General features: G+C 51.3%; 25 protein-coding genes and 1 pseudogene. 13 read left to right on the top strand and 13 right to left on the bottom strand.

Annotated elements, in window-relative coordinates; translation table 11 throughout:
• Nucleotides 1–16 precede the first annotated feature (16 nt).
• Nucleotides 17–2,833, bottom strand: a complete 2,817-nt coding sequence (locus tag BSEL_RS03855) for a DUF3427 domain-containing protein (RefSeq protein ID WP_013171692.1) — start codon at nt 2,831–2,833, stop codon at nt 17–19.
• 502 nt (nt 2,834–3,335) lie between these two features.
• Here BSEL_RS03855 and prxU point away from each other — a divergent pair.
• Nucleotides 3,336–4,066: pseudogene (gene prxU, locus BSEL_RS18155) on the top strand (thioredoxin-dependent peroxiredoxin).
• Nucleotides 4,067–4,153: 87 nt separating this feature from the next.
• Here prxU and BSEL_RS03835 read toward each other — a convergent pair.
• The 4 genes from BSEL_RS03835 to BSEL_RS03820 form a co-directional block, all read right to left on the bottom strand.
• Nucleotides 4,154–5,506, bottom strand: coding sequence for a cytochrome P450 (locus BSEL_RS03835; RefSeq protein WP_013171690.1), 1,353 nt, complete (start codon nt 5,504–5,506; stop codon nt 4,154–4,156).
• 72 nt (nt 5,507–5,578) lie between these two features.
• The gene (locus tag BSEL_RS03830; RefSeq protein WP_013171689.1) at nt 5,579–6,784 is read right to left on the bottom strand and encodes an FAD/NAD(P)-binding protein; all 1,206 of its coding nucleotides are present in this window, start codon (nt 6,782–6,784) and stop codon (nt 5,579–5,581) included.
• Between the two features lie 83 nt (nt 6,785–6,867).
• A complete protein-coding gene (gene rpsN / locus BSEL_RS03825; RefSeq protein ID WP_013171688.1) occupies nt 6,868–7,137 on the bottom strand; it encodes a 30S ribosomal protein S14 in 270 nt (89 codons plus the stop codon).
• Nucleotide 7,138: 1 nt separating this feature from the next.
• Nucleotides 7,139–7,552 (bottom strand): hypothetical protein, encoded by a 414-nt coding sequence (locus tag BSEL_RS03820; RefSeq protein WP_013171687.1) that lies wholly within the window; start codon nt 7,550–7,552, stop codon nt 7,139–7,141.
• A 46-nt stretch (nt 7,553–7,598) separates the two neighbouring features.
• On the opposite strand from BSEL_RS03820, the gene BSEL_RS03815 reads away from it, so the two are divergent.
• From BSEL_RS03815 to BSEL_RS17680, 7 genes are all read left to right on the top strand, one after another.
• Nucleotides 7,599–8,774 carry a GTP-binding protein gene (locus tag BSEL_RS03815; protein ID WP_013171686.1) on the top strand — a complete coding sequence of 392 codons (1,176 nt, stop codon included), beginning with the start codon at nt 7,599–7,601 and terminating at the stop codon, nt 8,772–8,774.
• Between the two features lie 204 nt (nt 8,775–8,978).
• On the top strand, nt 8,979–9,536 hold the full coding sequence (locus BSEL_RS03810; protein ID WP_041581718.1) for a DUF418 domain-containing protein: 558 nt from the start codon (nt 8,979–8,981) through the stop codon (nt 9,534–9,536).
• 66 nt (nt 9,537–9,602) lie between these two features.
• A complete protein-coding gene (locus BSEL_RS03805) occupies nt 9,603–10,217 on the top strand; it encodes a DUF418 domain-containing protein (RefSeq protein WP_041581716.1) in 615 nt (204 codons plus the stop codon).
• Nucleotides 10,218–10,381: 164 nt separating this feature from the next.
• A complete protein-coding gene (locus BSEL_RS03800; RefSeq protein WP_013171685.1) occupies nt 10,382–11,956 on the top strand; it encodes a BCCT family transporter in 1,575 nt (524 codons plus the stop codon).
• On the top strand, nt 11,904–12,395 hold the full coding sequence (locus tag BSEL_RS17685; RefSeq protein WP_095522125.1) for a chromate transporter: 492 nt from the start codon (nt 11,904–11,906) through the stop codon (nt 12,393–12,395). Before BSEL_RS03800 ends, BSEL_RS17685 begins: the two co-directional genes overlap by 53 nt.
• A 39-nt stretch (nt 12,396–12,434) precedes the next feature.
• Nucleotides 12,435–12,644 (top strand): hypothetical protein, encoded by a 210-nt coding sequence (locus BSEL_RS17945; protein WP_232970488.1) that lies wholly within the window; start codon nt 12,435–12,437, stop codon nt 12,642–12,644.
• Entirely contained in the window at nt 12,611–13,051 is a 441-nt protein-coding gene (locus tag BSEL_RS17680; protein ID WP_232970487.1) for a chromate transporter, read from the top strand. The genes BSEL_RS17945 and BSEL_RS17680 overlap by 34 nt, the downstream gene beginning before the upstream one ends.
• A 70-nt stretch (nt 13,052–13,121) precedes the next feature.
• On the opposite strand, the gene BSEL_RS03790 is transcribed toward BSEL_RS17680, so the two are convergent.
• Nucleotides 13,122–13,349, bottom strand: coding sequence for a hypothetical protein (locus tag BSEL_RS03790; protein WP_013171684.1), 228 nt, complete (start codon nt 13,347–13,349; stop codon nt 13,122–13,124).
• A 41-nt stretch (nt 13,350–13,390) separates the two neighbouring features.
• Nucleotides 13,391–14,059: a peroxiredoxin gene (locus BSEL_RS03785; protein WP_013171683.1), complete on the bottom strand. Its 669-nt coding sequence runs from the start codon at nt 14,057–14,059 to the stop codon at nt 13,391–13,393.
• A 396-nt stretch (nt 14,060–14,455) separates the two neighbouring features.
• On the opposite strand from BSEL_RS03785, the gene BSEL_RS03780 reads away from it, so the two are divergent.
• The 3 genes from BSEL_RS03780 to BSEL_RS03770 all read left to right on the top strand — a co-directional run bounded on the left by BSEL_RS03780 (nt 14,456) and on the right by BSEL_RS03770 (nt 17,427).
• Nucleotides 14,456–15,526: an ABC transporter substrate-binding protein gene (locus BSEL_RS03780; protein ID WP_013171682.1), complete on the top strand. Its 1,071-nt coding sequence runs from the start codon at nt 14,456–14,458 to the stop codon at nt 15,524–15,526.
• 100 nt (nt 15,527–15,626) lie between these two features.
• Nucleotides 15,627–16,628 carry an ABC transporter permease gene (locus BSEL_RS03775; protein WP_013171681.1) on the top strand — a complete coding sequence of 334 codons (1,002 nt, stop codon included), beginning with the start codon at nt 15,627–15,629 and terminating at the stop codon, nt 16,626–16,628.
• A gap of 1 nt (nt 16,629) precedes the next feature.
• Nucleotides 16,630–17,427 (top strand): ABC transporter ATP-binding protein, encoded by a 798-nt coding sequence (locus BSEL_RS03770; RefSeq protein WP_013171680.1) that lies wholly within the window; start codon nt 16,630–16,632, stop codon nt 17,425–17,427.
• Between the two features lie 162 nt (nt 17,428–17,589).
• Here the strand turns inward: BSEL_RS03770 and BSEL_RS03765 are convergent, their stop codons facing one another.
• The 3 genes from BSEL_RS03765 to BSEL_RS03755 form a co-directional block, all read right to left on the bottom strand.
• The gene (locus BSEL_RS03765; protein ID WP_013171679.1) at nt 17,590–17,910 is read right to left on the bottom strand and encodes a YerC/YecD family TrpR-related protein; all 321 of its coding nucleotides are present in this window, start codon (nt 17,908–17,910) and stop codon (nt 17,590–17,592) included.
• Nucleotides 17,911–17,934: 24 nt separating this feature from the next.
• Nucleotides 17,935–19,011 (bottom strand): DUF3048 domain-containing protein, encoded by a 1,077-nt coding sequence (locus BSEL_RS03760; RefSeq protein ID WP_013171678.1) that lies wholly within the window; start codon nt 19,009–19,011, stop codon nt 17,935–17,937.
• A 65-nt stretch (nt 19,012–19,076) separates the two neighbouring features.
• Nucleotides 19,077–20,828: an adenine deaminase C-terminal domain-containing protein gene (locus BSEL_RS03755; RefSeq protein ID WP_013171677.1), complete on the bottom strand. Its 1,752-nt coding sequence runs from the start codon at nt 20,826–20,828 to the stop codon at nt 19,077–19,079.
• 335 nt (nt 20,829–21,163) lie between these two features.
• Here BSEL_RS03755 and BSEL_RS03750 point away from each other — a divergent pair, with 335 nt between their 5' ends.
• Both BSEL_RS03750 and BSEL_RS03745 read left to right on the top strand, forming a co-directional pair.
• On the top strand, nt 21,164–21,514 hold the full coding sequence (locus tag BSEL_RS03750) for a DUF2200 domain-containing protein (RefSeq protein ID WP_013171676.1): 351 nt from the start codon (nt 21,164–21,166) through the stop codon (nt 21,512–21,514).
• A gap of 32 nt (nt 21,515–21,546) precedes the next feature.
• Nucleotides 21,547–21,762: a hypothetical protein gene (locus tag BSEL_RS03745; RefSeq protein WP_013171675.1), complete on the top strand. Its 216-nt coding sequence runs from the start codon at nt 21,547–21,549 to the stop codon at nt 21,760–21,762.
• A gap of 68 nt (nt 21,763–21,830) precedes the next feature.
• Here BSEL_RS03745 and BSEL_RS03740 read toward each other — a convergent pair whose 3' ends face one another.
• The 3 genes from BSEL_RS03740 to BSEL_RS03730 all read right to left on the bottom strand — a co-directional run bounded on the left by BSEL_RS03740 (nt 21,831) and on the right by BSEL_RS03730 (nt 25,960).
• Complete coding sequence (locus tag BSEL_RS03740) at nt 21,831–23,273, bottom strand: carbon starvation CstA family protein (protein ID WP_013171674.1); 1,443 nt, start codon at nt 23,271–23,273, stop codon at nt 21,831–21,833.
• 174 nt (nt 23,274–23,447) lie between these two features.
• Complete coding sequence (locus tag BSEL_RS03735; protein ID WP_013171673.1) at nt 23,448–24,197, bottom strand: LytR/AlgR family response regulator transcription factor; 750 nt, start codon at nt 24,195–24,197, stop codon at nt 23,448–23,450.
• Nucleotides 24,194–25,960: a sensor histidine kinase gene (locus BSEL_RS03730; RefSeq protein WP_232970486.1), complete on the bottom strand. Its 1,767-nt coding sequence runs from the start codon at nt 25,958–25,960 to the stop codon at nt 24,194–24,196. The genes BSEL_RS03735 and BSEL_RS03730 overlap by 4 nt, the downstream gene beginning before the upstream one ends.
• Nucleotides 25,961–26,101: the final 141 nt, after the last annotated feature.

Below are 26,101 nucleotides of genomic sequence, written 5' to 3'. Positions count from 1 at the left end.
CCTGAGGTATTCTCGGCTAGACTTTTTCTGTGAATTCCACATAGAGACTTTGAGGTACTTCATGCGTTAGATTTAACATAGCCGTAATCGGCTGTTCTCCGTAAGCTTCGATCGTGTCGCCAATTCCAATATAAATATAAGGTTCTCTTTTTGAATCAATCTCACGATATTTCCTTACAAATAAATGAAGACGAACGCCGTGTTGACGATTATACATGATCTGTTGGCCGACCTCAGACTGTTGCCGTGTGCTATTTTGACTTTGCCATTGAAAGGTCTTGCGATCGATAAACTTGTCTTGATAATTAATTCGTTCATCAATATCCGCTTCTTTATGCAGGTCAATAAAGAGAAAGAATTCCTTGCCATTCTTAAGCAAACCTGATCCTCGAAAAGCTGAATGTGTTTTTCGGTAATTAGAAAGCTGCGCTGCATCCACCATTTGATACTGTTCATAGAGTTTAAAATGTGGAACACCATAGTTTGCGTCATGAAATTCACGTTCGTAGCGAAGCAAACCATAGTGAAGAGCATCTTCAATATATCGTCGTGAAGACTCATCTTCTAAAATCGCCGCAAATGCTTCGGTTCTTGTCAATGTCGCTTCACCGTCAAACTCAGCAAGCTTTAATTCATGCGTTTTCTTAATATGGTCCAAATAATCTTGATTGAGCATTTCGAACGCATGCAAAACCGTATCTTCATCCACACTTTGAACATGCTTAAGAATCTCTGTTTTCGCCGTTTGCAAAGTAATTTGATCGTGATCGAGCAAATAGCGAATTATCACAAAGTCATGAATTCGTTTGATAGGCAGCTTTTTCGAGAGATTTTTTAATGCTTTGTCAAAATGAACATCCTGCATCATCGCTTTTAACTGATTGTCCCGTTCAAGCGATGCGACAAAATCAAGATAATGCTGTTTTTTTGCAATGAATTTTACAGGATCCGGGGAACCATCATACGTAAAATAATCGACCAAAAAATAGGGTGGCTTCCCATTTCGCAACTGCTTAAACTCATTGTACTCATCTTTCAAATATTGCATAGAATTAAAATTCTCTTGATCGATTTGGGCCAAGATCCGTTCTTTTGAGATTTCATCCATTTGAATATGAGTAGCACCAGGTATGTTTGCAAAATCCGTCGATACAGCTACTTTTAAACTGTCTTTATCGTAGAAACGACTCCCGTTTAACGCAATGGCAATGAGGAAGGTGCGATTATGATTGCCGATAAAATCAAGTACCGTCAAGAAGGATTTATCTGGGTGTTTCCGCAGACCTCGCCCAAGCTGTTGAATGAAAATAATCGGCGAATTCGTTGGACGTAGCATTAACACAGAGTTGACGCTTGGGAGATCGACACCTTCATTAAAGATATCAACGGTGAAAATGACCTCTAGTTCATCCTCATCGGACTCAAGTCGATTCATCGTTGCCTCACGCATGCGGTCATCATCATGACCTGAAAGATGCACGCTTGGAATCCCTCTTTGATTAAATGCTTCGGTCATATACTTGGCATGTTCAATACTCGCGCAAAAGCCGAGGCATTTTCGAGTGTCCCCGTCATAGCCATAAAACTGCATATTCTCGATGATGAAATCCACTCGTTGATGTACCTGAAGCCTTTTCGTGACTTCAGACAAATTATCAATATCAATATCACTTAAATCCACTTCATCAATATCTGTGATCCCAAAGTAATGAAATGGAATCACTAATTCATCGTCTAGCGCTTCATGAAGCCTAACTTCTACAGCAACATTATGATCAAATAATTCAAACACACTCAAGTGATCACTTCGCTCAGGTGTCGCAGTCATGCCTAGCATAAAGTTCGGGTTAAAATAATCGATGACCCGTTGATAGGACGGAGCAGTCGCATGATGTGCCTCATCAACGATGATATAGTCAAACTCGTCAGGCTCAAAATCTTGATAATGCCTTTGCATCGTTTGGATCGTCGCAAACAAATAATCCGCCTCACGATCCTTTTTCTCGCCTGTATAGTACCCACAGGTCTTCCCGAGTTGAGCGGGGATTAATAATTCAAATGATGCCAGCGCTTTACGTAGAATTTCTCCCCGATGAACGAGAAACAATAACTTCTTTGGTTCGATGTCTCTTACATGGAATGCTGACATATAGGTCTTCCCGGTCCCTGTCGCAGCAATCACAAGCGCTCGCTGTTCCCCATGGGATCGAATGCGTTCTAAATTCTCCACAGCTCGTTGCTGCATCCGATTTTGCGTAATGTAATCCGGTTTCTCGAAAATGAGTGATTTCTTTGCATCGATCGTTGGTAAATCACGAATATACGCTGCATAATCATCCAATAATTTCTGATCCGCGACGAAACTATCGTTCCATAGACGATCAAATTCACGCCTGACATTCTCAATAAAGGCGCCGTCTTGCTTCGAGATAATCTCCACATTCCATTCAATATTACTTTTTAATGCACTTTGGGTGAGATTCGATGAACCAATGATGACTTTGTCATAATCATCGTATTCAAATATGTACACTTTCGTATGAAATCCCACCTCTTTATCTGTCACAAACACTTTCAGGTCAAGATGGTCGAATTCTTTCATTTTTTGTAACGCTTTTGGATCAGTGAAATTCAAGTAAGTCGATGTGAGAATTCGACCCTTGATTCCTCGGTCTTGCGCCTCTTTTAACGGATCAAGCAACAGTTGTAATCCACTAAAATTAACGAATGCAACGCTAAAATAAAAACTATTGCATGTCTTCATGGAATCGATTAATTCATTTAACATATTTGCATGACCTGAATTGACAATGAGCTTTTGATCTTCGTTCAAGATGAATCACCTTCATTCCTCGAGATCAATTCGATGTATTTACTTTCTGGATCGTCAGGTTTCAAATCCGTGATCGGCCCCATTTCATTTCGCACATAAAATACGGCCTCTGAAGGGTTAAACGAAACAATACCTGTTTGTTGATGCTTCACTAGATATACGGCATCTCCAACACAAAGTTCTTCACGCTTATGATCAAACAGCCCTATCCCGTCCCTCATTTGACAACACCTCTCAAGGAATATTTTACTATCTACACTATTGAAATGCTATACAAAAGTGGTTTTGACTTCCCGATATCTTCTATTATCCAACTTCCACTGACACCCACTGTCAGCGAACATCAATTCGTTCACCAAATTAGCATGCATCCTACTTAATAACTGTTCTAAAGTTTCGCATGAATCACACACTCGCTTCACAGGGATTTCATATCCCCTTGTTATACTGTTCACAGGTGGCCGGTTACACCGGTCTCTGTTTACTGAAGGAGGGTTTGCATATGCCAGACAGCATCGACCCGGGTTGTGAGAGACCCAAGATCAAAAACAAACCGAAACAGGAGGCTGTTTCAGATGCACCCGCATCCGAAGCCACCGAACAGAAGGAGGACATGCAGATGATTCGAGTAGGAAAAGAAGCACCGGATTTTTCAGCACCGGCATACCACAACGGTGAATTCACCAATGTGAGTCTGTCTGATTACAAAGGGAAGTGGGTGTCACTCTGCTTCTATCCGGGTGACTTCACATTCGTTTGAGCGACCGAAGTTTCTGCAGTTGCAGAAAAAAATGATGAATTTGAAGAGATGGACGTACAGGTTCTGTCCGTCAGCGTAGACAGCATGTTTGTGCACAAGATCTGGAATGACACCGAACTGTCCAAAATGATCGGCAAAGATATTCCGTTCCCGATGCTCAGTGATCAGGACGGTTCCATCGGCCGTTTGTACGGCATTTATGATGAAGACAGCGGCGTTGAAACCCGCGGCGCTTCATTATTGATCCCGACGGGATTGTGCAGGGATTTGAAGTCCTGACGCCGCCTGTCGGCCGCAATGTAAATGAAACGATTCGACAAATCAAAGCATTCCAGCACGTTCGCAATTCTAACGGTTCTGAAGCGACACCTGCCGGATGGAAGCCTGGCAAGAAGACGCTGAAGCCCCGTCCTGCCCTTGTCGGTAAGGTATGGGAAGAGTGGAAAGTCAGTGAAGCGTTTGATGATGAATGATCGGATTTCTAAATAAAAAACAGGGGTGCTCCGATCATCGGGGCGCCCCTGTTTACATCTGCATATCATGAATCATGATGGTAGCTGTCAACTGCTTTTTTCAGGAATCTTGGTCTGCTTTCGCTCTTTGGCAATCATTCTGAGGCCGTCTTTCACACGAAGAGAAATGAGCGGATCCCCTTTAATCGTCTCGGTACCCGCGCGCTCAAAATGATAGGACTTGGCAATAACGGCCAGGATCAGAGCCGTCTCCATCATCGCAAACCGGTAGCCGATACAGCTCCTCGATCCGGCTCCGAACGGGATATACGTAAACGGCGGCAGGTTCTTCTCCTGATCCCCGGCAAAGCGGTCAGGTCGGAAGGCCTCCGGGTCATCGAATACGTCGGGGTTCCGGTGTATGGCGTACGTCGACATCATGAAGACCGTGCCTTCTTTGTACGTCTTGCCGCTCAGCTCCACATCCTCATCCGCTTCCCGGTAGATCAGCCAGGCAGGCGGATAGAGGCGAAGCGTTTCTTTGATTACCTGATGGGTGTAAGGCAAAGAGCGGGTCGCGGCAAAGGGATCCTCAGTCAGATCGACCTGATCCACTTCTTCTTGCAGCTTCCTTGCCACATCCGGATGCTCCGCAAGCAGATAAAAGATCCAGGTCAGAAGGTTCGCTGAAGTCTCATGGCCGGCAAGGAGCATCGTCATCATCTGATCTCGGAGTTCCTGATCGGTGATCAGCCCTTGTTCATCGAGGGCCTTCGCATCCATCAGAAGTCCGATCATCGTTTCCTTATAGGCGTCAGGATTCCGCCTTGCCTCTTTGAGAATCGCATGGACTTCCTCTTCAAGCACCCGAATGGCCTTGCTGTGATCCCGGTTTCCTTTCGTCGGGACACTCATCGGCAGGAGCACCGGGGAGAAGAGGTTCCTGGCCGACTGATGAATCGTCACGTTCACTGCATCGGCAAGCTTCTTCTTCCTCGTGCCGGCATCGGTGGCAAACATCACCTTCGAAATCACCGACAGCGTGAGTGCCATCATCTCGTCATCCATGCGGATCTCCTTATCATCGTGCAGCCCGCGAACCGTCTCTTTGGCATCTGACACCATCACCTCCGCGTAGCGCTTCAGCCGGTCTTTGTAAAACACCGGCTGCATGCCGGATTTCTGAATCTTGTGCGCCGTCTTCTCCGTTGTCAGAAGCCCGTCCCCGATCGTCCGCTTCAAAACGTTCGACGGCCTCCCCTTACGAAACGATGCATCCTTCGTTACGAGGATCTCCTGCAAATATGACGCCCCGTTGACGACATAGGTCGGCATCACACCTGTATCAAGAAAGACGATGTCTCCATCCCCTTGCATGTTCATAAAAAAGCCGATCGGATCCTTGCGGAAATACAGATAACTCCTCAGTCTTGCCGGAAATTTGAAGCTCTTGCCTGCCATGATCATCCCCTCCAGACTTTGTTTTCCATATTGTACAACACATCAGGAAGGTTTGTATAAGAAAGCGCCTGCTCAGACGGACACGGCTTCTTCCGGATCTTCTGCTTTTGTCGCCGCCACGATCAAAGAGGCGGCTTTTCTGGCTCCCGCAATATTCCGTGATGTCGGGCCGAGGATCAGTTCTGCAAGGGGGCCCGTCAGAAAAAGACTCTCATCCCACATCAGATTCGTGTCCGGAAGCGGCGTATTGTTCGGGGACAATGGCAGACCGTGGCGCAGACTGTAACTCTCCAGCCAATCCGGAACCGGCACACCGGGTTCATAGCCAGTCGCAAGGATGACCGATCCGCAGGAACCTGCATCTTCCACGTCGCACTGATAGGCCATTTCACCGCCTTTCATGCAGACAGACGACACCTCTCCCTGACGGATCGTGAGCCGTCCTTCCGCCTGGCTACGCATCAGCTCACGGTGCAAAAAGCCGGGTAAAGAGCCCGTCCTTCTCGCTTCCTGAATCATCAGGTGCCGTTTCACCGGATCGGCCTCTTGAACAAAGCGGTTCATATATTTCGGACCAAGCCATCCCGGATCACTGTCAAAGTCTGAGAGGTCAGGAGAGCTTCGCCTGAGAAGCGTCACTTCCCCGGGATAGACGGTGCTCCAAAGCAGCGCCGTCTGACTTGCGGAAATGCCACCACCGACAACGAGAACGGGCGGCTTGACCTGTGCCGGATCATAGTCGTGTGACGAAAGAAGATGTTGCACCTTACCGGGAGATACGCGGTTGATTTTCTTTGCCCATTCCGGCCACGATGCCCGGTGCAGCATCCCCGTCGCCACGATGACATGCCCGCAGCGGATCACGGCGCCCTTTGCAGTGCGAACCGTGTAGCCGCCTCCTTTCTTCCGCAGGAGTCCACGCACGTCGTCCTGTCGGTAGGCACGGCGAAGCCCCAGTGACGTGATCAGCCATTCAGCGTGCTGCCCGAAGAGCGCCAAGGAGGGGCGCTTGTAACGTCCTTTCAGGTGGCGGTTCATCTCTTGTTCGTGGGCATATTTTTGCAGACTGAACGGATCCTGATCCAAATGGTGCACGGAAGGAGAACGAAGATGTGTCATGCCAGTACGCTGCGCTTTTCGTTCCCAGCTCATCAGATAGTCCTCCTCAGGGTCGATGACCATAATCTCTTCCACACGCGCTGTGCCTGAACGGACCAGATGAACACATGCCGCCAATCCGTGAATACCACCGCCTGCGATGACCCACCGCTTCTCCATATCACACTCACTCCTTGTTTTCGTTTGTTTATTTATAAAGAAATCCGCATGCGGGGGACACATGCGGATCTTCTGCTTCATTTTTACCAGCTCGCTTTGCGGACACCCGGAATCTGTCCTTTATGTGCCAACTCACGGAATTTAATCCGGGAGAGTTCAAACTTTCGGAGCACACCCCGCGGCCTGCCCGTTGCTTTGCAGCGTCTCGTCAGTCTTGACGGGGCTGAATCTCTCGGGAGCTTCGACAGAGCGATGTAGTCGCCTTTTTCCTTCAGTTCCTTTCGTTTCTCTGCGTAGCGGGCGACGAGTTCCTCCCGCTTCCGTTCTTTTGCCACTTTTGATTTTTTGGCCATATCAGTCAACATCCTTTCTGATTGATTGTTCTGTGGATTTCCCTGCCGGATCGGCGTCAAATGAGATCAGCAAAAAGCGTTTGTCAGGATCCGGTTCTTCTCCGGTTGCGAGCGTCATCAGATCCGTCATATCCTGAGCCTTGAAGGAACGTTCGAGCTCACGGATCATCCCGTCAAGCTGTTCTTCAATGTTCTTGATCCTGTCGTAGACGGCTTGTTCAGTAAGATTGACTTTCATACCCGTCAATCGGAACGGCCGCTCAATCCGCATTCTTCTGAAGAGCTCTTCTTCCGTCTGTGCCTCATCAATGATCGCTGATTCAAGGTCTTCATAAACCGTAAGCAAATGCCGGTCTTCAGAAGAAAGCCTGCCGATCGAGAGATTTCTAAGCACATTGTATTTGGATTCCTGCATCAGATCGCCTCCTCAAATCGTAATGATTACGAAATGGAGTGATACGATGACCGACACCCGCATCCCCGTGACGGTCCTGAGCGGCTACCTTGGCGCCGGAAAAACGACGCTGTTAAACCGGCTCCTTCAGGACCCTTCTTTAACGAATACAGCAGTGATAGTCAATGATATGAGTGAAATCAACATCGATGCCCTGGATGTAAAAAACCGCTCCCTTTACAGAACGGACGATCAACTGATTGAAATGTCGAATGGCTGCATTTGCTGCACGCTTCGTGAAGACCTCCTTGAAGAAGTGAAGAAGATCGCTGATCGGGGCGGTATCGACTATTTACTGATCGAATCTAGCGGCATTTCCGAGCCTGTCCCTGTCGCACAGACGTTCACGATGATTGATGAAGAGATGGGCATTGACCTGTCTGCCGTCTGCCGTCTCGATACGATGGTCACTGTCGTCGACTGCCAGCGGTTTTGGCATGATTATCAGTCGGGAGAGTCCCTGAAATCCAGACAACAGGAAGCAGATGACAATGACATCCGCGACGTGAGTGATCTCCTGATCGATCAGATTGAATTTTGTGATGTACTCATCCTGAATAAGACAGACGCGATCTCTGAGGATGCCCTCGCAAAGATCCGGGCAGTGATGACGTCTCTTCAGCCTGAAGCCACAATCATTGAAACAAGCTATGGTATGATTGATCCGGCTTCCGTACTCGATACGAAACGCTTCGATTTCGAGAAAGCGAGCCTCTCCGCCGGCTGGCTGAAGGAACTTGAAGCAGAAGAACATACGCCCGAAACAGAAGAATACGGCATCTCTTCCTTTGCCTACCGCAGAAACCGGCCGTTTCATTCCGAGCGTCTGATGGCCTGGGGTGAAGAGATCCCCGAGACCGTCATCCGCTCAAAAGGGATTGTCTGGTGCGCAACCCGACATGATCTTGCCGTATTGTATTCCCAGGCGGGTCCCTCCGCTTCCCTTGATCCTGTCTCCTATTGGATGGCCGCCACGTCAAAAGAAAACATTGCAGAGTACCTGAGCGATGAACAGAACCGTAAGGAGTGGGATCCGGCCTACGGGGACCGCAAAACAGAGATCGTCTTTATCGGCCAGCATCTCGACCGTGAAGCCATCGAAGCCGAACTCGACGCCTGTCTTCTGACCGATGAAGAGATGGCCTCGGACTGGACGAAGATGACCGATCCGTTTCCCTGGTAAAAGAGCAGTCGAGATAGATCGACTGAAATGGCATACGTTCTTTCTGCACGTCACCTCCCGGTAACACCTGTCCGGAAGTGACGTGCATTTATTTTTATCCATCCTGTAAATTCTGCTAGTCAGGGTCTTACTCTGGCAATATAATAAATGGTGGTACATACTCTGATCAGCTCATGATGAGCACGGAAAGGAATGACATTGCTTATGCTGTCTAATCAACCCTCACCTGTTTCGCTGAACGAACGCACCCACGAACTCGACGTCATCCGGGGCTTCGCCCTTTTCGGCATTCTCATTGCGAATATGCCGTTTTTCGCCACGCCCGTTTCCTATGTCATAATGACGGATATAACGCTGTTCACCTCAACTGCCGACCGGATTGCCGAATGGCTGATTGTCTTCTTGGCAAGCGGAAAATTCTTTACGATGTTTTCTTTCCTGTTCGGCTTCGGTTTTGTCCTGTTTTTGACCAAAGCCGCTTCACGAACCGATCGTCCCCGGACCCTGTTTCTTCGTCGTCTTGCCTTTCTCCTTCTGATTGGCCTGATTCACGGTTACGGCATCTGGTATGGGGATATTCTCGTTTCCTATGCGCTTACCGGTGTCCTTCTCCTCGCCTTCTATGCCCGGAAAGCAAAGACGATCCTCGTCTGGGCAATTCTGCTTCTGACGGTTCCGGCCACATTGTTCGGTCTCCTGGGACTACTGCTTTTGGTGATGGGGAGACGTCATCCCGGACACCCGGATCAAACGTCGCCATGATGACCGGGCCTTGTTAAAGACTCGTTTCAGGCCTATGGCGAAGGGACCTTCACGGACATCGCCGCCATGCGGATTTATGACTATAACCTGATGCTTGGCTCCTATGTCATGATTATGCCCATGATCCTCGGGATGTTTCTTCTCGGCATGTATGCAGCCAAACAGGACCTGCATAAACAGCTGACTGAGAAGTTGCCCCACATCAAAAAAATCTGGTGGATCACCCTGGTCCTTGGCTTACCGTTTAACGTTCTGCTTACACACGCATACTTCCATCAGGGCGGTGCGGATGTGGACGGCTTTATGCTGCTTTACTATACCGGCACGTCGATCGGCGGTCCGCTTCTTGCGATCTTCTACATCACGAGCATCGTGCTCCTCATGCAGCGCCCGGCGTGGAACAGGCGTCTTCAGCTCCTTGCCCCGACGGGGCGGATGGCGCTGACGAACTACCTGACGCATTCCGTCGTCATGACCGTTATCTTCTATAATTACGGGCTCGGCCTTTATGGAGAGATTGGTCCGGCTGTCTGGTGGCTCATGGCATTCGTGCTCTTTTCCATACAAATTTTCTTCAGCCGCTGGTGGATGAGCCGGTTCCGTTTCGGCCCTGCCGAATGGCTCTGGCGGACACTCACCTATGGAAAGAAACAGCCGTTCAAACAAAAACCAAGCGCTTAATCCGTCACGCCCCCTGCCTTCTTCTGTTTGGCAGGGGGCGTATTTTGATGACGGGCATGGATAGCCTGATCTGATTCGGGCTTTACTTTTCCTTTTGACCTGTGCTATTATCTGCAATTGTGCCTGAACATCAGGCATCTTTGAAAACAGGAGGAATATATACGATGTCTATATCCAATCAAATCGACCGACCTGTTGCGCTGATGAGCGGCGGCGCACTGGTTCTGTTTGTCCTGGCATCCATGATGTCCGCCGAAGGAACCGGAGCTGCAGTCAGCTCGGCTTTTTCCTTTTCGGCTACCTACTTCGGCATGTTCTGGCAGCTGTTAATGCTCGGTACATTTGCCGTTGCCATCGGCATTGCCGTCAGTAAATACGGCAAAGTCCGGCTCGGCAAGCTCGATCAGCCGGAAATGAGTTACTTTAAATGGATCTCCATTATTATGTGTACCCTGCTCGCCGGTGGCGGTGTGTTTTGGGCGGCCGCCGAACCGATGTTTCACTTTACGGATACGCCGCCAATGTATCCGGGAGTTGAGGCCGGAACCGAAGCCGCCGTCATTCCGGCACTGTCGCAATCGTTTATGCACTGGGGCTTTCTCGCCTGGGCCATTCTCGGTACCCTTGGTGCCGTCGTCATGATGTATGCCCATTACCATAAAGGCATGCCACTGAAGTCGCGATCGCTTCTCTATCCGGTTTTCGGTGAGAAGATTATGAAGAACAGCCTCCTCGGAACCGCCGCAGACACCTTTTCGATCATTGCCGTTGCTGCGGGGACGATCGGTCCAATCGGTTTTCTCGGACTCCAGGCCGCTTATGGGTTTGAGTCCCTGTTCGGCATTCCGAATACGTTCATCGTACAGATGCTGATCATTGTCGGACTGATCACCATTGCGTCGATCTCAGCCGTGACAGGCGTGCACCGCGGCATCCAGTTTTTAAGCCGTTTCAACGTCATTTTCACCTTCGGGCTGATTATTCTGGTCCTGATATTGGGGCCCGGAGCCTTTATCATGAATCAGTTTGTCGGAAGCTATGGCGTCTATCTGTCTGATTTTCTCTCCACCAGTCTGTACCGCGGAGATGCGGGTTGGCTGTCCTTTTGGACCGTCTTCTTCTGGGGCTGGTTTATCGGCTACGGGCCAATGATGGCCATCTTTATCAGCCGGATTTCAAGAGGCCGTTCCATACGCGAACTCGTCCTGGCCGTCGCCATTATTGCACCGATCGTCACGAATTTCTGGTTTTCCGTTGTCGGCGGTTCAGGGATTTTCTTCGAACTGGCCAACCCCGGATCCGTGTCGGACGCACTCACTTCCGGCGCTATGCCGGCAGCCATGATCGCAATTGTCACACAGCTGCCCTTCGGCACGCTTATGGCTTTTGCATTCCTGTTCGTCACGATTATCTTTGTCGCAACGACGAGTGACTCCATGTCCTATACGATCTCGATGGCGATTACCGGAAGCGATTCGCCGTCCGGTAAGATGCGCGTCTTTTGGGCAAGCGTAATGGGCGCCGTCGCCATCAGCCTTCTCTATATCGGAGAAAGCAGCGTCGATGCCCTTCAGTCCTTCATCGTCGTCACGGCCGTCCCTGTCTCCCTCTTACTGTTGCCGCTTCTCTGGACCGCTCCGAAAGTGGCCAAAGAACTGGCCAGGGATCAGGCGGTTCAAGAGGAAGATGTGGAAGTCGATCAAGAAGAATCCGCAAATAAAGACGAAAAAACAGCCTGATTCAAGGCTGTTTTTTCATGAAGAATACGTCAATCGGCGGCATTGGCTTACCGAAAAGCAGTACGCCGATCTCGTCGCGCTCTGTCAGTTCCTTCCGGGTCCCGCTTCGAGCCAGGTCGGAATCGGGATCGGGATGGTCAAAGGCGGTGTCATCGGCGGATTCGTTTCCTTTATCGGGTTCACCACCCCGTCTGTGCTTCTCTTAATGGGTGTCGCTGCCGGCTTTCAGCAACAGGGCCTGATTGACCTCGGGATCATTGACGGATTGAAAATCGTCGCCGTTGCCGTCGTCGCCCACGCACTTCTCGGCATGGGCAAGAACCTCGCACCGGACCCGGAGCGGGCCACGATTGCAGGGCTCGGCTTTATCACCGTACTCCTGGTGCCGGAAGTGTGGATCCAGGTCGCCGTCATCCTCATTGCCGGAATCATCGGGTGACGCCTCTATCAGCATCACGACCTGCCTGAATCGGAAGGCTTGCCCCTGAAGCTGCCGTTAAAACTGTCTGCGGCTTTGCTGTCGGTCTTTACCGGGCTTTTGGTTCTCTTGCCGATCCTCCGGGCATCCACCGATCTCCTTGCCATTCAGCTGTTCGACAGCTTTACCGGGCAGGAGCCCTCGTCTTCGGCGGCGGTCACGTGGTTTTGCCGCTGTTGGAGCGGGAAATTGTCCCAGCGGGCCTCCTGACAGAATCCGAGTTCCTCGCAGGCTACGGGGCAGCACAGGCTGTACCGGGACCGCTCTTCACCTTTGCAAGCTATCTCGGGATGGCCATTGACGGCGTCAGCGGGGCATTGATTGCCACCGTCGCCATCTTCACGCCCGCCTTTCTTCTCCTTCTCGGCGTCCTGCCGATTTGGGTGAAGATCCAGCAGGCGCCGCAGATGCGGGCGGCGGTCTGGGGCGTCAATGCAGCGGTTGTCGGCATACTTGCCGCTGCGCTCTACAGTCCGGTGTTCACGTCTGCGGTGGTCACGGCAGGAGACATGGCCTTTGCCGCCTTTCTCTTCATGCTCCTCGTTTACTGGAAGCGCCCTGCTTGGCTCGTTGTGATCATCGGCATCGCAGGAGGACTCGTGTTCTACGGGGCATAAAGATATTTCAACGCAAAAAAGCAGCGTCTCCAGGCCGACCGGCAGCACGCTGCTCTTTCTTTTCTCTTCGTTATCTGTTCAGCATCTTTCTGCCGCCTTCTGAGAGGCTGTAACGGTCTTCTTCATCCACCGAAACAAGTCCCATCGATTTCATATCGCGCAGACTGCTTCTCACTTTAAACAGCGGGGCACCGGCATCTTTCGACAGTTCTTCCGCTGTTTTTGCTTCCCCGTCCACGGCACTGAGCATATTCTTCGCCGAATCGGTCAATGTGCCGTCTCCATTTACGCAAGCCATGATCACACCTCCTCCTTTCCTATAGGACTTCCGTTTTTCAATCAGTCAACGTCCTTCTTGCAGAAGTACCAGTCCACACATTCATAGGCCGGGTCATTCGCACGTTCTTCCGCTTCCTCCTGCGTCATTGGCGGCGGTACAATCGCTTTGTCCCCCGGCTCCCAGTTTGCAGGCGTAGCCAGTCCTTTTTCATCGGTAGTCTGAAGACCTTTCACAAGTCGCAGGATTTCCGGCATGTTTCGTCCAGTGGACAATGGATAATAGATCACAGCACGCACGATCTGCTTATCATCAATAACAAACACCGCACGGGACGTTTCCGTTGTGGATTCACCCGGCATAATCATGCCGTATTTCTTCGCAACGTCTTTATTGAGGTCGGCAATAATTGGGAATGTCAGTTCCACACCCATTTTTTCTTTCACGTTCCGTACCCACGCGATATGGGAATGAACACTGTCGACACTGAGGCCGAGCAATTCCGTGTTCAATGCTCTCAGATCATCGGCAATTTCCTGAAAGGCAATAAATTCTGTCGTGCACACAGGCGTGAAATCCGCCGGATGTGAGAATAAGATGACCCAGGACCCTTTAAAATCATCAAGTTGCAGCGTACCGTGCGTCGTCTCCGCTTCAAATGCAGGCGCCTGATCACCGATTCTCGGTAATGATACTACTTCCTTCTCCTGATGCTCCATGTTTTCGCCCATGTTTGAACAACTCCTTATTAATAATTATTATTATCTTTTACAGATACTAATGTAACGCATATACCCCCGTGCGTAAACAGAACACGGAGTGAAGTCTTTGTTAAATCTAAACGAATGCCAATCCAGCTTCTTTATAGAGCCGTTTTTCTTCTGTTTCCATGAACGGTCATTCTCAATAAATAGGTCTAATTAATAATTCACCTTCCCCTTTCCACATGCTGTCTCTTGATCCTCCAGGAAAATTGAGAAAACACGGCATACAGTATCATCCCGATTTAGCTTTTTTACACCAACGCTTTAAAGTAATAGAAAAATTTCATTTACTTTTGTCCTGCCATCGTTTAAGATATATTGTAATAATAATTTTCAGAATATTGAATCCAGGGGGACTTACACATGAAGAAACTGGGGAAAATTGCAACAGGGACCGCACTGGCAGGTTTGCTCGCGTTGAGCGCATGCGGAAATGAGGAAAACGCAGAAGAAGTGGATGCCGGCAGCGCGGACAATGACAATAACGCCGCCGAAACCAATGGCGAAACGGAAGCAAACCATAACGAAGCGGACGACGAGGCGTTTCGCATCGGTGCGACTCAGATCGTCGAGCACCCTTCCCTCGACGCCGCCTTTGACGGCTTTAAAGAAGCGCTGAGTGATCACGGCTTTATCGAAGGTGAGAATGTCACCTACGATTTCCAGAGCGCCCAGGGTGATCAGAACAACACCTCATCCATTGCCAATAATTTTGTCGCGGATGAGGTGGATTTGATTTTTGCCAACTCCACTCCGAGTGCACAGGGCGCCTTGCAGGCGACTGATGATATCCCGATCATCTTCACCTCCGTGACAGACGCCATCGGCGCAGGCCTGATCGAAGCCCTTGATCAGCCAGGGGACAATATCACAGGTGTGATGGACCTCCATCCGGAATCCATCGAGATGACCGTCGACTTTATTGATCAGTACTTTGAAGGGGCGAATGTCGGCCTGATCTACAACTCCGGCGAACAGAACTCCGTCGCCCAGATCGAAGCTGTGGAAGCGGCTATTGAGGGGACGAGCCTTGAGTCGAGCTCACGAAGCGTCTCCACGTCTGCCGAGGTGCAACAGGCCGCCGAATCACTCGTCGGAACGGCTGATGTGTTCTTTATCGTAACAGACAACACGGTCGTATCCGCCCTTGAAGTCGTAGTGGACACTGCCAACAGCTACAGCATTCCCATGATCGTCGGTGAGCCGGATTCCCTTGAACGGGGCGGATTTGCGACGTTCGGGATCGATTACTTTTCCATCGGCTACCGCTCCGGTGAAATGGCTGCGGAGATTTTGAGCGGAGATGCGACAACGGCTGATATTCATGCCGAGTATCCGGCTGATATGCAGCTCTTTATCAATCGTGACCATGCGGAAGCGCAGGGTGTTTCGTGGCATGAAGACTGGGACACTGACGCTGAATTTCTCGATTAAAACCAAACACATCCATACAACAGGGCGCAAGTCGCTTTGGGCGATCCGTGGCTAAACGGATCGCCCATCTGTGTAATCCATCCAGAAAGGCGGAACACTCATGTTTATTTCAACCTTCGGTGCTGTCGAATCCGGCCTCATCTATGCACTCATGGCCCTCGGGGTCTATCTGTCGTTCCGGGTTTTGGATTTTCCCGATCTGACCGTGGACGGCAGCTTCGTCACCGGGGCTGCCGTGGCTGCCGTCATGATTGTCAACGGACAGTCACCGGTTCTCGCTACGGCCGTCGCCATCGCTGCAGGCTTTCTCGCAGGCTCCGTCACAGGACTCCTCCATACAAAGGGCAAAATCAATCCGCTGCTCTCCGGGATCCTGATGATGATTGCCCTTTATTCCATCAATTTACGCATCATGGGACGGTCAAATGTCCCGCTCTTAAACGAATCCACGTTCTTCACACAAGTCCGGGAGTTCTGGGCGTCATCCGGCCTCGACGGCTTCTTTAACAGCCTACTCGGTTCAACAGGCGTAAGTGCCACACCGAGGACCTGGGGGATCCTGTTTACCGGTTTATTGATCATTATCATCGTCAAGCTCCTCCTCGACTTCTTCCTGAAAACAGAAGTCGGCCTTGCCGTCAGGGCCACCGGCGACAACAAAAAAATGATCCGCAGCTTTTCAGCCAATACGGATCATCTCTATATTATCGGGCTCGGCCTCTCCAACGCCCTTGTCGCTTTTTCCGGAGCCCTGATTGCTCAGGTTGGCGGTTTTGCCGACGTCGGCATGGGAATCGGGATGATCATCATCGGCCTCGCATCCGTCATCATCGGAGAAGCGCTGTTTGGCACGAAAACCATCGCAAGAGTGACCTTCGCCGTTATCGGCGGTGCCGTCATTTACCGGATCGTCGTCACCCTCGCCCTGCGGGTCGATTTTCTCGATACGGGTGATATGAAGCTGATTACGGCACTCATTGTGATCGCAGCACTCGTCACTCCAAAAGTACTCGAATCAAGAAGAGACAACCAGCGGCGAAAACGAAAACGCCAGGCGTTAGCCCAGGCATCCATACACCTGGCCAGTCACGGAGGGAAATGACATGTTAAACCTTGATCGCGTTAACCTCACATTCAATGAAGGGACACTGGATGAGAAACACGCCCTGCAGGATATCAATCTGACGATGGAAGAGGGGGAATTCCTCACCATCATCGGCAGTAACGGCGCCGGTAAATCGACGATGATGAATGTCATCTCCGGCAGCCTTCTGCCGGACGTCGGGGATGTGCTGATTGGCGATAAACCGGTGACGCATCTGCCCGAATACAAACGCTCACGCATGATCGGGCGCGTCTTTCAGGACCCGATGGCCGGCACAGCCCCTTCCATGACCATCGAAGAGAATCTGGCCATGGCCTATTCGAGAAACAAAACCCGCACGCTGCGGTTTGGTGTCACGAAAAAACGGAAACAGCTGTTTCGGGAATACCTGGCTACGCTCCAGCTCGGTCTTGAAGACCGGCTGTCTGCCAAAGTCGGCCTCCTCTCCGGCGGTGAACGTCAGGCGCTGTCTCTGTTGATGGCCACGTTCACGGAACCGGAACTGCTTCTTCTTGATGAGCATACCGCCGCACTCGATCCGTCGAGAGCCGAGCTGATCACCAATCTGACCGACGAAATCGTCAAGTCATTCAATCTGACGACCCTGATGGTCACCCATAATATGCAACAGGCACTCGATCTTGGTAACCGTCTGATCATGATGGACAAAGGCCAGATCATCCTCGACGTCAAAGGATCCGAAAAAGACCGCCTGACCGTAGAGAAATTGCTCCAGGAATTCCAGCACATTCGCGGCAAACAGATGGAAGCGTCGGATAAAGCCGTGCTCGGTTGATGCTCTCAATCTGAACGAAATCGTGCGTCAGCAAAACCTGAACCCGGGGATTCGGCAAAGCAGCCGCTCCCCGGGTTCTTTCGTAAGAGACAGCCCTGATGTCGGGCATAAAGACTGAGAAGCCTGCCGGATCAACCGGCAGGCTTCTTCGTTAACTGATCGTTATTCAGACTGATTCTGTTCTTCCCTGTACTGTTCAGCCACTCTGTCGAGGGCGAATTTGTACCCGTCATTCCCGTAATTGATGCACCGCTTCACGCGGGAAATCGTAGCCGTCGATGCCCCGGTATCGCGCTCAATGCGCTGATACGTGTCACCGCCCATGAGCATGCGCGCCACTTCAAGACGCTGAGCAAGGGATTGGATTTCGTTCATCGTGCAGAGGTCATCGAAGAACTGATAACATTCTTCGAGATCATTGAGGCTCAAAATCGCTTCAAACAGCTGATCGAGTTCTTTGCCCCGGAGTTTGTCAATTTGCATAGAGGATTGTCACCCTTCCTTCTGTCATTCTTCGCTGATGGTGACGTGCGTGTCAATACCGCCGCCACCGGATTCGACGAACGTAATGAATGTCTGCCCCGGCATAAACGACAATGGCTCTCCGTCGAGATAGGGGAGAATCACCCCGTCGACGTTCTGCCATTCGGCACTTCTTGCCACACCGTCTTGAATCAGGTAGGCTGGGCCGCCGGACGAAATGTCAATATCCCGTCGGCCCACATCATCAATGACCCGGTGATTGGCTTCGACGACAAACAGATTCCTCGGTGCCACAGGCTCCCCGGTCTCCAGATCATCGACACGCTCTCCTCCGACCGAGCGGATATACCCGCCCGCATCTTCATCGTAGTGATAGTCGATGTTGTTGTAGCTGCTGTTGTAGCTGATATGGACGTGTGCGGCTTCGTCTCCTTCAGGCTCCATCTCTTCATCGAACGGAAGCTCCGGTGTGTCCCGGTCTTCGAGTTCATAACCCATATCCGCAGCGGCACCCATCAGTCCCTCATAGGACGTATACAGATTGTGAGGAGCACTGCGTTCATTCCAGCGTTCAAGGAAGCGTCCGTCATAGGTCAGCCCGTTCACAAAGGCGACCTGCCCCTGCTGCATGAGCGCGAAGGCACCCGGGCTTCCCCCGGCGGATGTATAGACAGCGTCATAGCCGTTATTCAGGTAAATGTAATAGTCCCGTGCACTTCTGACAGGTCCGATACGATCCGGCTCCTGGCTGTGGTAAAAGGCAAGGAGTCTCGTGATCCGTCCTTCCGAGAGGACCTCATACACCACATCCGCCATGTACAGCCCGGACTGCGGCCTTGCATTCACGGTGTTCTCGATCATCACACCCATCACACGGTGATTCACATCGTCATCCGTCCCAATGCCCGTCAATGGATACGTGTTTGCGTATTCCGGTTCGGGCTCTTCCTCCGGTTCGGGCTCGGGTTCAGGTTCCGGTTCATTCTCCTCCACCGGTTCCACGTCCACGGTTTCTTCAACCGGTTCTTCGTTATTGCTGCAGGCACCCATGATCAGAAGCATCATGATCAGTACAGCTGCGAGCCATCGCCATTGTTTCATCGCGCCACCCCATTATATGATAGTCAATTGATGCTTTTGGTGATTCACTTTCGCACGTTACCAGTTTACCGCATAATTGAGGGAAAGAGTACCCTTTTCTTTTTCACATCGAAAATTCCCCGCTGCGTAACCCGGACATACGGCAGATGCGTTGACGAGAAGAACAGGAGGCTGTAAACCGGATCGCCAAACGGGTACCCCCGCTCCCTAAGCGCTTCCCTGAGCTGTTCCTCCTCTTCAATCAATCCGTCGTCGAGGGCCTTGTCTGAAAGGACCCCGCCGATTGGAAGTGGCACCGATGCCACCGGGCCGTCCGGATCCATGACAACAATGCCGCCTCCAATCCGCTTCATCTCCTGAAAGGCGTCGAGAAGCCCCTGCTTGCTCTTGCCGATGACGATGATGTCTCCCGTTCCGGAAAACGAGCTCGCCATCCCGTAGACGTCCGTTGCGAAGCCTTTGATCAGGGTACTGACAATCCAGGTCCCCTTCTTGTCGGCAAAGATCATAAAGCACTCGTCGCAGTCCTCAGGGAGCTCCTCAAACGTGAGGTTGAATCCGATTCGGTACGGCTTCATAATGACTTCGTTGATCATCTGCACCCCGACGGGCATGGAGAAGTGAAAATCCCTTCGCGAGAGATCCCAGTCTATCGTCTGGGGGGTAAAGCCGTAGGATGCCCAGTCGAAATCAACGGACGGGTAACACGGCTCATCCTCTTTTCGTACCCAGGTTCCTTTTGCCAGTACCGATTCAGGCAACGGGGTCTCTTTATCCTTCAGGATATTCAGGTTCGCGAGCCGCCCCGGGGCGATCATTCCGATGACATCCTCCATATGAAAATGCCGCGCCACGTTCACCGTGCACATATTGATTGCCTCAATGAACGGGACGCCTTCAGCTACAGCGAGCTCAATGAGATGATCCATGACCCCGTGCTTCATGAAATGCGGAGGGGACCCATCGGTATTCATCATCAGCTGATCGTAATGCGTAAGCCCGAGTTCATGCAGCTCCCGGATGATCTTCGGCAAATCCGGCCGGATCGAGGAGTGACGGATGGAAGCCGTCATGCCCATGTCGAGCCTCTTTAAGACGTCGTCCCCGGACATGGATTCATGGTCCCCGTCGACCCCAAGTATCGCCATTTGCGAGAGGGTCTTCTCCCCTGCTCCCGGGAAGTGCCCTTCAATCGGCTTCCTTGCATCCTTTGTCTCGAGCATCCAGTGCAGCATCTGTTCATTGCCCTTTAAGACGGACGGCCAGTCAGTCAGCTCACCGCCCTGCACGACGTACGGATGATCGATCCACGCCTTCATATTCGAATGCTGAAAGACGTCGTTGCCGTTAATAAGCTCGGTCTGTCCGTCATAGCGGGCCCACCAGAGCATCGTCGCCGGCTGGGTGCTTTGAATGTCTTCGATTAAAGAGAGCGCTTTCTTTTTGGTGAGGTGAAACATAAACGGCATATTATCGTTGACCAGCGTCGTCGTACCCCGCTCCGAGGCAAACTTCGCCAGCGTCAGGGGATTGTACAGTTGAAACGGATGGGCATGGTGCTCAATATACCCCGGCACCACCGGTTTCCCGTCAAGGTCAACCATTTCCGTCCCCGCTGTCACATCAGGCAATCGCTCTCCCACATAAACAATCCGGTCCTTAAACAGCCATATATGTGCCTCGACCCAGGTCTTGCGGAAGCTGTTCAGATACACCGCATTCTTCAGCACCATCGTCGGGGCCTTCTTCCCCTGCACAACCAGAAGCTGATCCCGGATCTCTTTTTTATTCCAGTAATGTGAAAAACCTTTGACCATGATTATCACCGCTCGTTTCCGTCATTCTTATCGTGTATCAGGCAGCCTTTCATCAGACTGCCGCTATGTGTAACTGTGATCATGCCTGTATTCGGCAAGATACGGCTCTTCGTTTCCGTCAGGACTGAAGCGCGAACGCTGATTGAACGAAAAAGAAACCGTTTTCATTATCTTAACATATTCACGCTTTACATGGGTAAAGAATCGGCAAGTTTACTGACAAAGATTCTTCCCCGCTTCTTGTGCAGTCTGACAAATCGATGTCCAAATCTGTTCACACATGTTCACCGCTTAATGGTATGCTTAACAAAACCAAACTGAGGACGGTGTTGCAGATGGCCCACGACATTTACAAGATGAGCGTTGCGAAGGTCTACCCCCATTACGTCAACAAAGCAGAGCGAAAGCGTCGAACGAAAGAAGAGGTCGACAAAATCATCCGCTGGCTCACAGGCTTTACCCAGGAAGCGCTTGAAGCAGAACTCGCCAAAGAGACGACGTTTGAGGACTTCTTCACCCGGGCTCCGGCCCTCAATCCGGCAAGGACATCGATTAAGGGCGTTATTTGCGGCGTGCGCATCGAAAATATCGAAGAGCCCGTCATGCGGGAAATCCGTTACCTGGACAAACTGATCGACGAACTGGCCAAAGGCAAACCGATGACAAAAATCCTGCGTTCCGTCTGATGATGAAAGAATACGGATAAGGGAGTGATCGGATGACGGCATGGATCCAACAGATCTTCAACGCCACGAAACGCTATACCGTATGGGATTTCGCGCTTTTGAAGTTGTGCCTGATCGCCATGGGTATTCTGATCGGCATGTATTTTTCTTCGCAGCTCGCTTCAGTGACAGCGCTGATTTGGGGCGCTTTTCTCGTCTCGTACGCGGTGATTGTTTACAAGACGCTCGTGACCTATTCGAGAGACTGACAGACTTCTCCGCAGTCCCGAACTGAAACAAACACGTTCCCCTGTTTCGGGGAACGTGTTTGTTTCTGTCATGCACTTCGTTCTGCATTGTCATCCACTTCAATCTGATTCAAAGCCCTCTCGCGCTTCAGCTTGTTCGCAAACAGGAGGATCACAACAACGGTTCCTGCCGCAGCCCCTGCATAGGACACCGGCATCGGAAGACCAAAGCCGATCGGCGCATTCAAAATATAAGTGAAGGTCACCATCGTCATAAATGCAGCTGGAAGACTCGAGATCCAGTGATTTTTGTATTGAAGTCCGAGATACATCGCCCCTACCCACAGGGCAATCATCGCAGTCGACTGATTGGCCCATGAGAAGTAGCGCCAAAGAATCGTGAAGTCGATTTGCGTCAGGACAACAGAGATCATGAACAGCGGCAGTGCAAACATCAGTCTGTTTCGGACAAGGATCTGATTGACCTTGAAATAATCAGCCAGAATCATCCGCGCACTTCTGAATGCCGTATCTCCTGAAGTGATTGGAAGGATGATGACACCCAATACGGCGAGCGTTCCGCCGATGCCGCCGAGCATGGCCAGGGACACTTCACTGACAACAGCGGCAGGACCGCTCTCAGCAAGCAATGCACTGAGGTCTGTGCCATAGAAGAGACTCATTGCAGCTGCAGCCCAGATCATGGCAATGACCGCCTCGGTGATCATCATGCCGTAGAAGATTTTCCGCCCATCCTTTTCTCTTTGGGTTGTCCTCGAAATGATCGGTGACTGCGTCGCGTGGAACCCGGAAAGAGCGCCGCAGGAAATGGTTAAAAACAACAGCGGAAAGATCATCAGGCCGTCCGGATGCATGTTCGTTAACGTCATTTCCGGAATCGGCGCACCGGTGATCACGAGGCTTCCCCCGATACCCAGGGCACTGATCAGAAGCAAGGCACCGAAAATCGGATAAACCCGCCCGATAATTTTATCAATCGGCAACATCGTCGCAATAATGTAATAAAGAAAAATAAGTCCGATAATGAGCGTCAGGGTCATCCAGCCTGACATTAAATCGTACAGCAGTGCTGCCGGAGCCGATACAAACACCGTCCCCACCAAAAGCAGCAGAAGAACCGCAAATCCGTTCACGACGTGCTTCATTACTTTACCGAGAAATTTGCCCGCAAGTTCCGGCAAGTGGGCTCCCCGGTTCCGAATCGAGATCATCCCTGTCAGGTAGTCATGCACCGCTCCTGCAAAGATCGCCCCAAACACAATCCAGATAAACGCCACCGGACCGTACAGGGCTCCCATAATCGGACCGAAGATCGGGCCTACACCTGCAATGTTGAGGAGCTGAATCATCGAATTTCGTTTCGTCCCCATCGGTACAAAGTCCATGCCGTCTCCTTGGCTGACCGCCGGCGTCAGCCGGTTATCCTGAACACCAAAGACCTTTTCCACGAACTTGCCATACGTAAAATAGCCAACTACCAACAGTGCAATCGCCACCAAAAACGTAATCATGTCTCTCACCCTTTCTGAATCCTTTTACTGAATCGTTCTCATTCAGTATAGGAGAGATCGTCTGATCCGTCCGGGTGATCCATCCAACATGCCGGTTTTCGGGGTCATCATGTCACACAGCCACCCCAACATGCACCTGATTGTAAGCGCAACCACTCATGCGTGGGGCTGTTTCTACAGTTCGAGCTCCTGACGCAGCTGTTTCACATAGTTGCGGCTGACGGGGATCTGCGTGTCCACATGTTCAAGCTTCAGCTGACAGGCGCCGTTGAACCACGGCGTCATCTCCTCCACCCGGTTGAGATTGACCAGATACCCTTTATGTGTGCGGAAGAAGGAGTAATCCTTCAATTTCTCAGACAGGTCTTTGAGCGTCAGTCTCGTCTCATACTCACTGCCCTGACTGACGACCTTCGTGATGTTTCCTTCCCGGAAGATATAATCAATCGCGTTTGGCGACAGGTAATGGATCACCTCATCGTAATGGACGGCGAGCTTTGTACAGACGCCCTGGGTGATGCCGTCATTGGCCGGCGGCTTGCTTTCCTGCTGGATCGCCGAGAGGATCCGGTTCACCGCTTCCTGAACCTGTCCTTCATCAAATGGTTTCAGGACATAGTCAAGGGCATTCAGCCGAAAGGCGGTAATGGCGAAGTCCGGGTATGCCGTCGCGAATACAATTTGCGGCGGCTTCGCGAGTTTCGTCAAAATCCCGGCGAGTTCAAGACCATTCTTCTCCCCCATTTCGATATCCAGAAATACGGCGTCAGGTTCGTGCTTCAGGATGCGTTCAAGTGCCTCATCGTGTGAACCTGCCGCTGCCACGACCTCCACACCATCGGTCTTCGAAAGAAGATACATCAGCTCATCTCTGCTGTATGGTTCGTCATCAACAACCACAGTGCGTATCGGCATGCGCTTCATCCTGATCCCTCCTTTCGTTCTGTCTGATTGATTCTGTGCAGCAGAAACGAGATACTCGTTCCCGCCTGGTCATCACTCCTGATGCTGAGTCCTGCTTCAGACACCCGCATCTCCGTCAACCGTTTGTGCACATTATACAGGCCGATCCCCGCCCCTTCCTCGGAGTGAACAGGACCCTTTGCCAAAAGAGCGAGGCGTTCATGGGGAATTGCCCTGCCGTTGTTCCAGATCGTGACCCGGACAGACTCGGCTACCCGCTCAATCCTGACTGTGACGTCCAGCGGTTCCCTCGCCGCCTTTCGGCCATGTTTGATCGCATTCTCAATCAGCGGTTGCATCGTGAGCGTCGGGATCTGCCAGTTCAACAGCGTGTCATCAACTTCCCAGCGGACGTTCAGCTCGCCTTGGAACCTCGCTTCCTGAATTTCAAGGTATGACTCAATCTGCTTCAGCTCCTGTCCGAGGGTTGACCAGGTCTGATTGGTCCCGGCAAGATTCTGTCTGAAAAAGTGAGACAAAGACAGCAACAGCTTTCTCGCGCGCTCCGGATCCGTCCTGATCATTGACACGATCAGGTTCAGCGCATTAAACAAAAAATGGGGACTGACCTGCGCCTGCAGGGCCTTGACCTCGGTTTCCTGTGCCAGATGCCTGAGTTCTTCCACCCTGGCCAGCTCAAGCTGATTGCTTAACAGTCTCGAGAGACCGAGAATCAGCTCCCGTTTTAACGGGGTGATTTCTTTTTCGGTGGGAAAATAAAACTTCAGCGTCCCGATCACGCTGTCTTTCTCCATCAACGGGACGATCATGGCTGCGTGAATGTCCGGATACAGGTTTTCGGTCTGGTCCTGCCGGTTTTGGGTCCCGATATAGGGCTCGCCCTGATTCAGCACTTGCCTGGTTGCTTCTGTGCGGATGGGCCCGCCGGCCTGATAGATATCCACACCTTTTCCGTAGTAGGCAAGAATCCGTTCCCGGTCCGTCATCGAAACCGCCGAAGCCCCCACCTCTTTCAGTAAGATCTGACACGTTTGCCCCGCAGAAGCCGTCGTGAGACCCTGTCTCATAAAGGAGATCGTGTCTTCTGCGATACTGAGGGCGCGCCCTGACTGCACCGCTGCGAGTTTTTCCTCTTCGCGGATCACGCTGCGGATGATGAGGACGAATACCGCAGCCCCGACTCCGTTGGCCAGGATCATCGGCAGCCCGATCATTTCCACCAGGGCAAAGGCCTGTTCATACGGTCTTGCCACAAGCAGAATAATCCCCATTTGGATCGTTTCACTGAGCGCACCGACAAAAAAAGTGACTCCGAGTGAGATATTTTTCCCTTTGTCCACATAGCGGTGGGCAAACCCGGCAAGGAGACCCGCAATAATGGCGGACAGTCCGCAGGCAAATCCTGTGAAGCCGCCGAGTAAAAAACGGTGCCCGCCTGCGATTACCCCTGCACCGAGCCCGACTTTCCAGCCTCCGTGAAGACCGGCTACCACAATCCCAATTACCCTGGCATTGACAATCGCTTCATCTTCAGCCAGTTCACTGAGCCACATCATATAGCTCGCCTGGCCCGTCGAGACCACCACACCTGTATACGTGCCGATAATGCCAAAGAAACCGAACAACAGTGTGACACTGACCTTTTGTGAGAACGTCACGCTCCGGTCGTCCACGACCCTTCTGAAAATAGGGATCCGCGTCATAATAAACGCAACCATGACAATAATCCCCAGACGCTCAAGCATAATGACAAACAGTTCCACCCGGTCCACCCCCTTCTTTTCCTGCCCGTGACCATCATCTGATTTTACTGTATAGCGAATGCCCCTTTCTGTCCATACAAAAAAACAGCACAGGCCCGGAAGCTCAGTCATGAGCGACTCTGCCTGTGCTGTTTAATTTGG

The organism is [Bacillus] selenitireducens MLS10, assembly GCF_000093085.1.
Classification (GTDB): Bacteria; Bacillota; Bacilli; order Bacillales; family Salisediminibacteriaceae; genus Salisediminibacterium; species Salisediminibacterium selenitireducens.
This window is presented reverse-complemented; position numbering and strand designations above follow the sequence as displayed.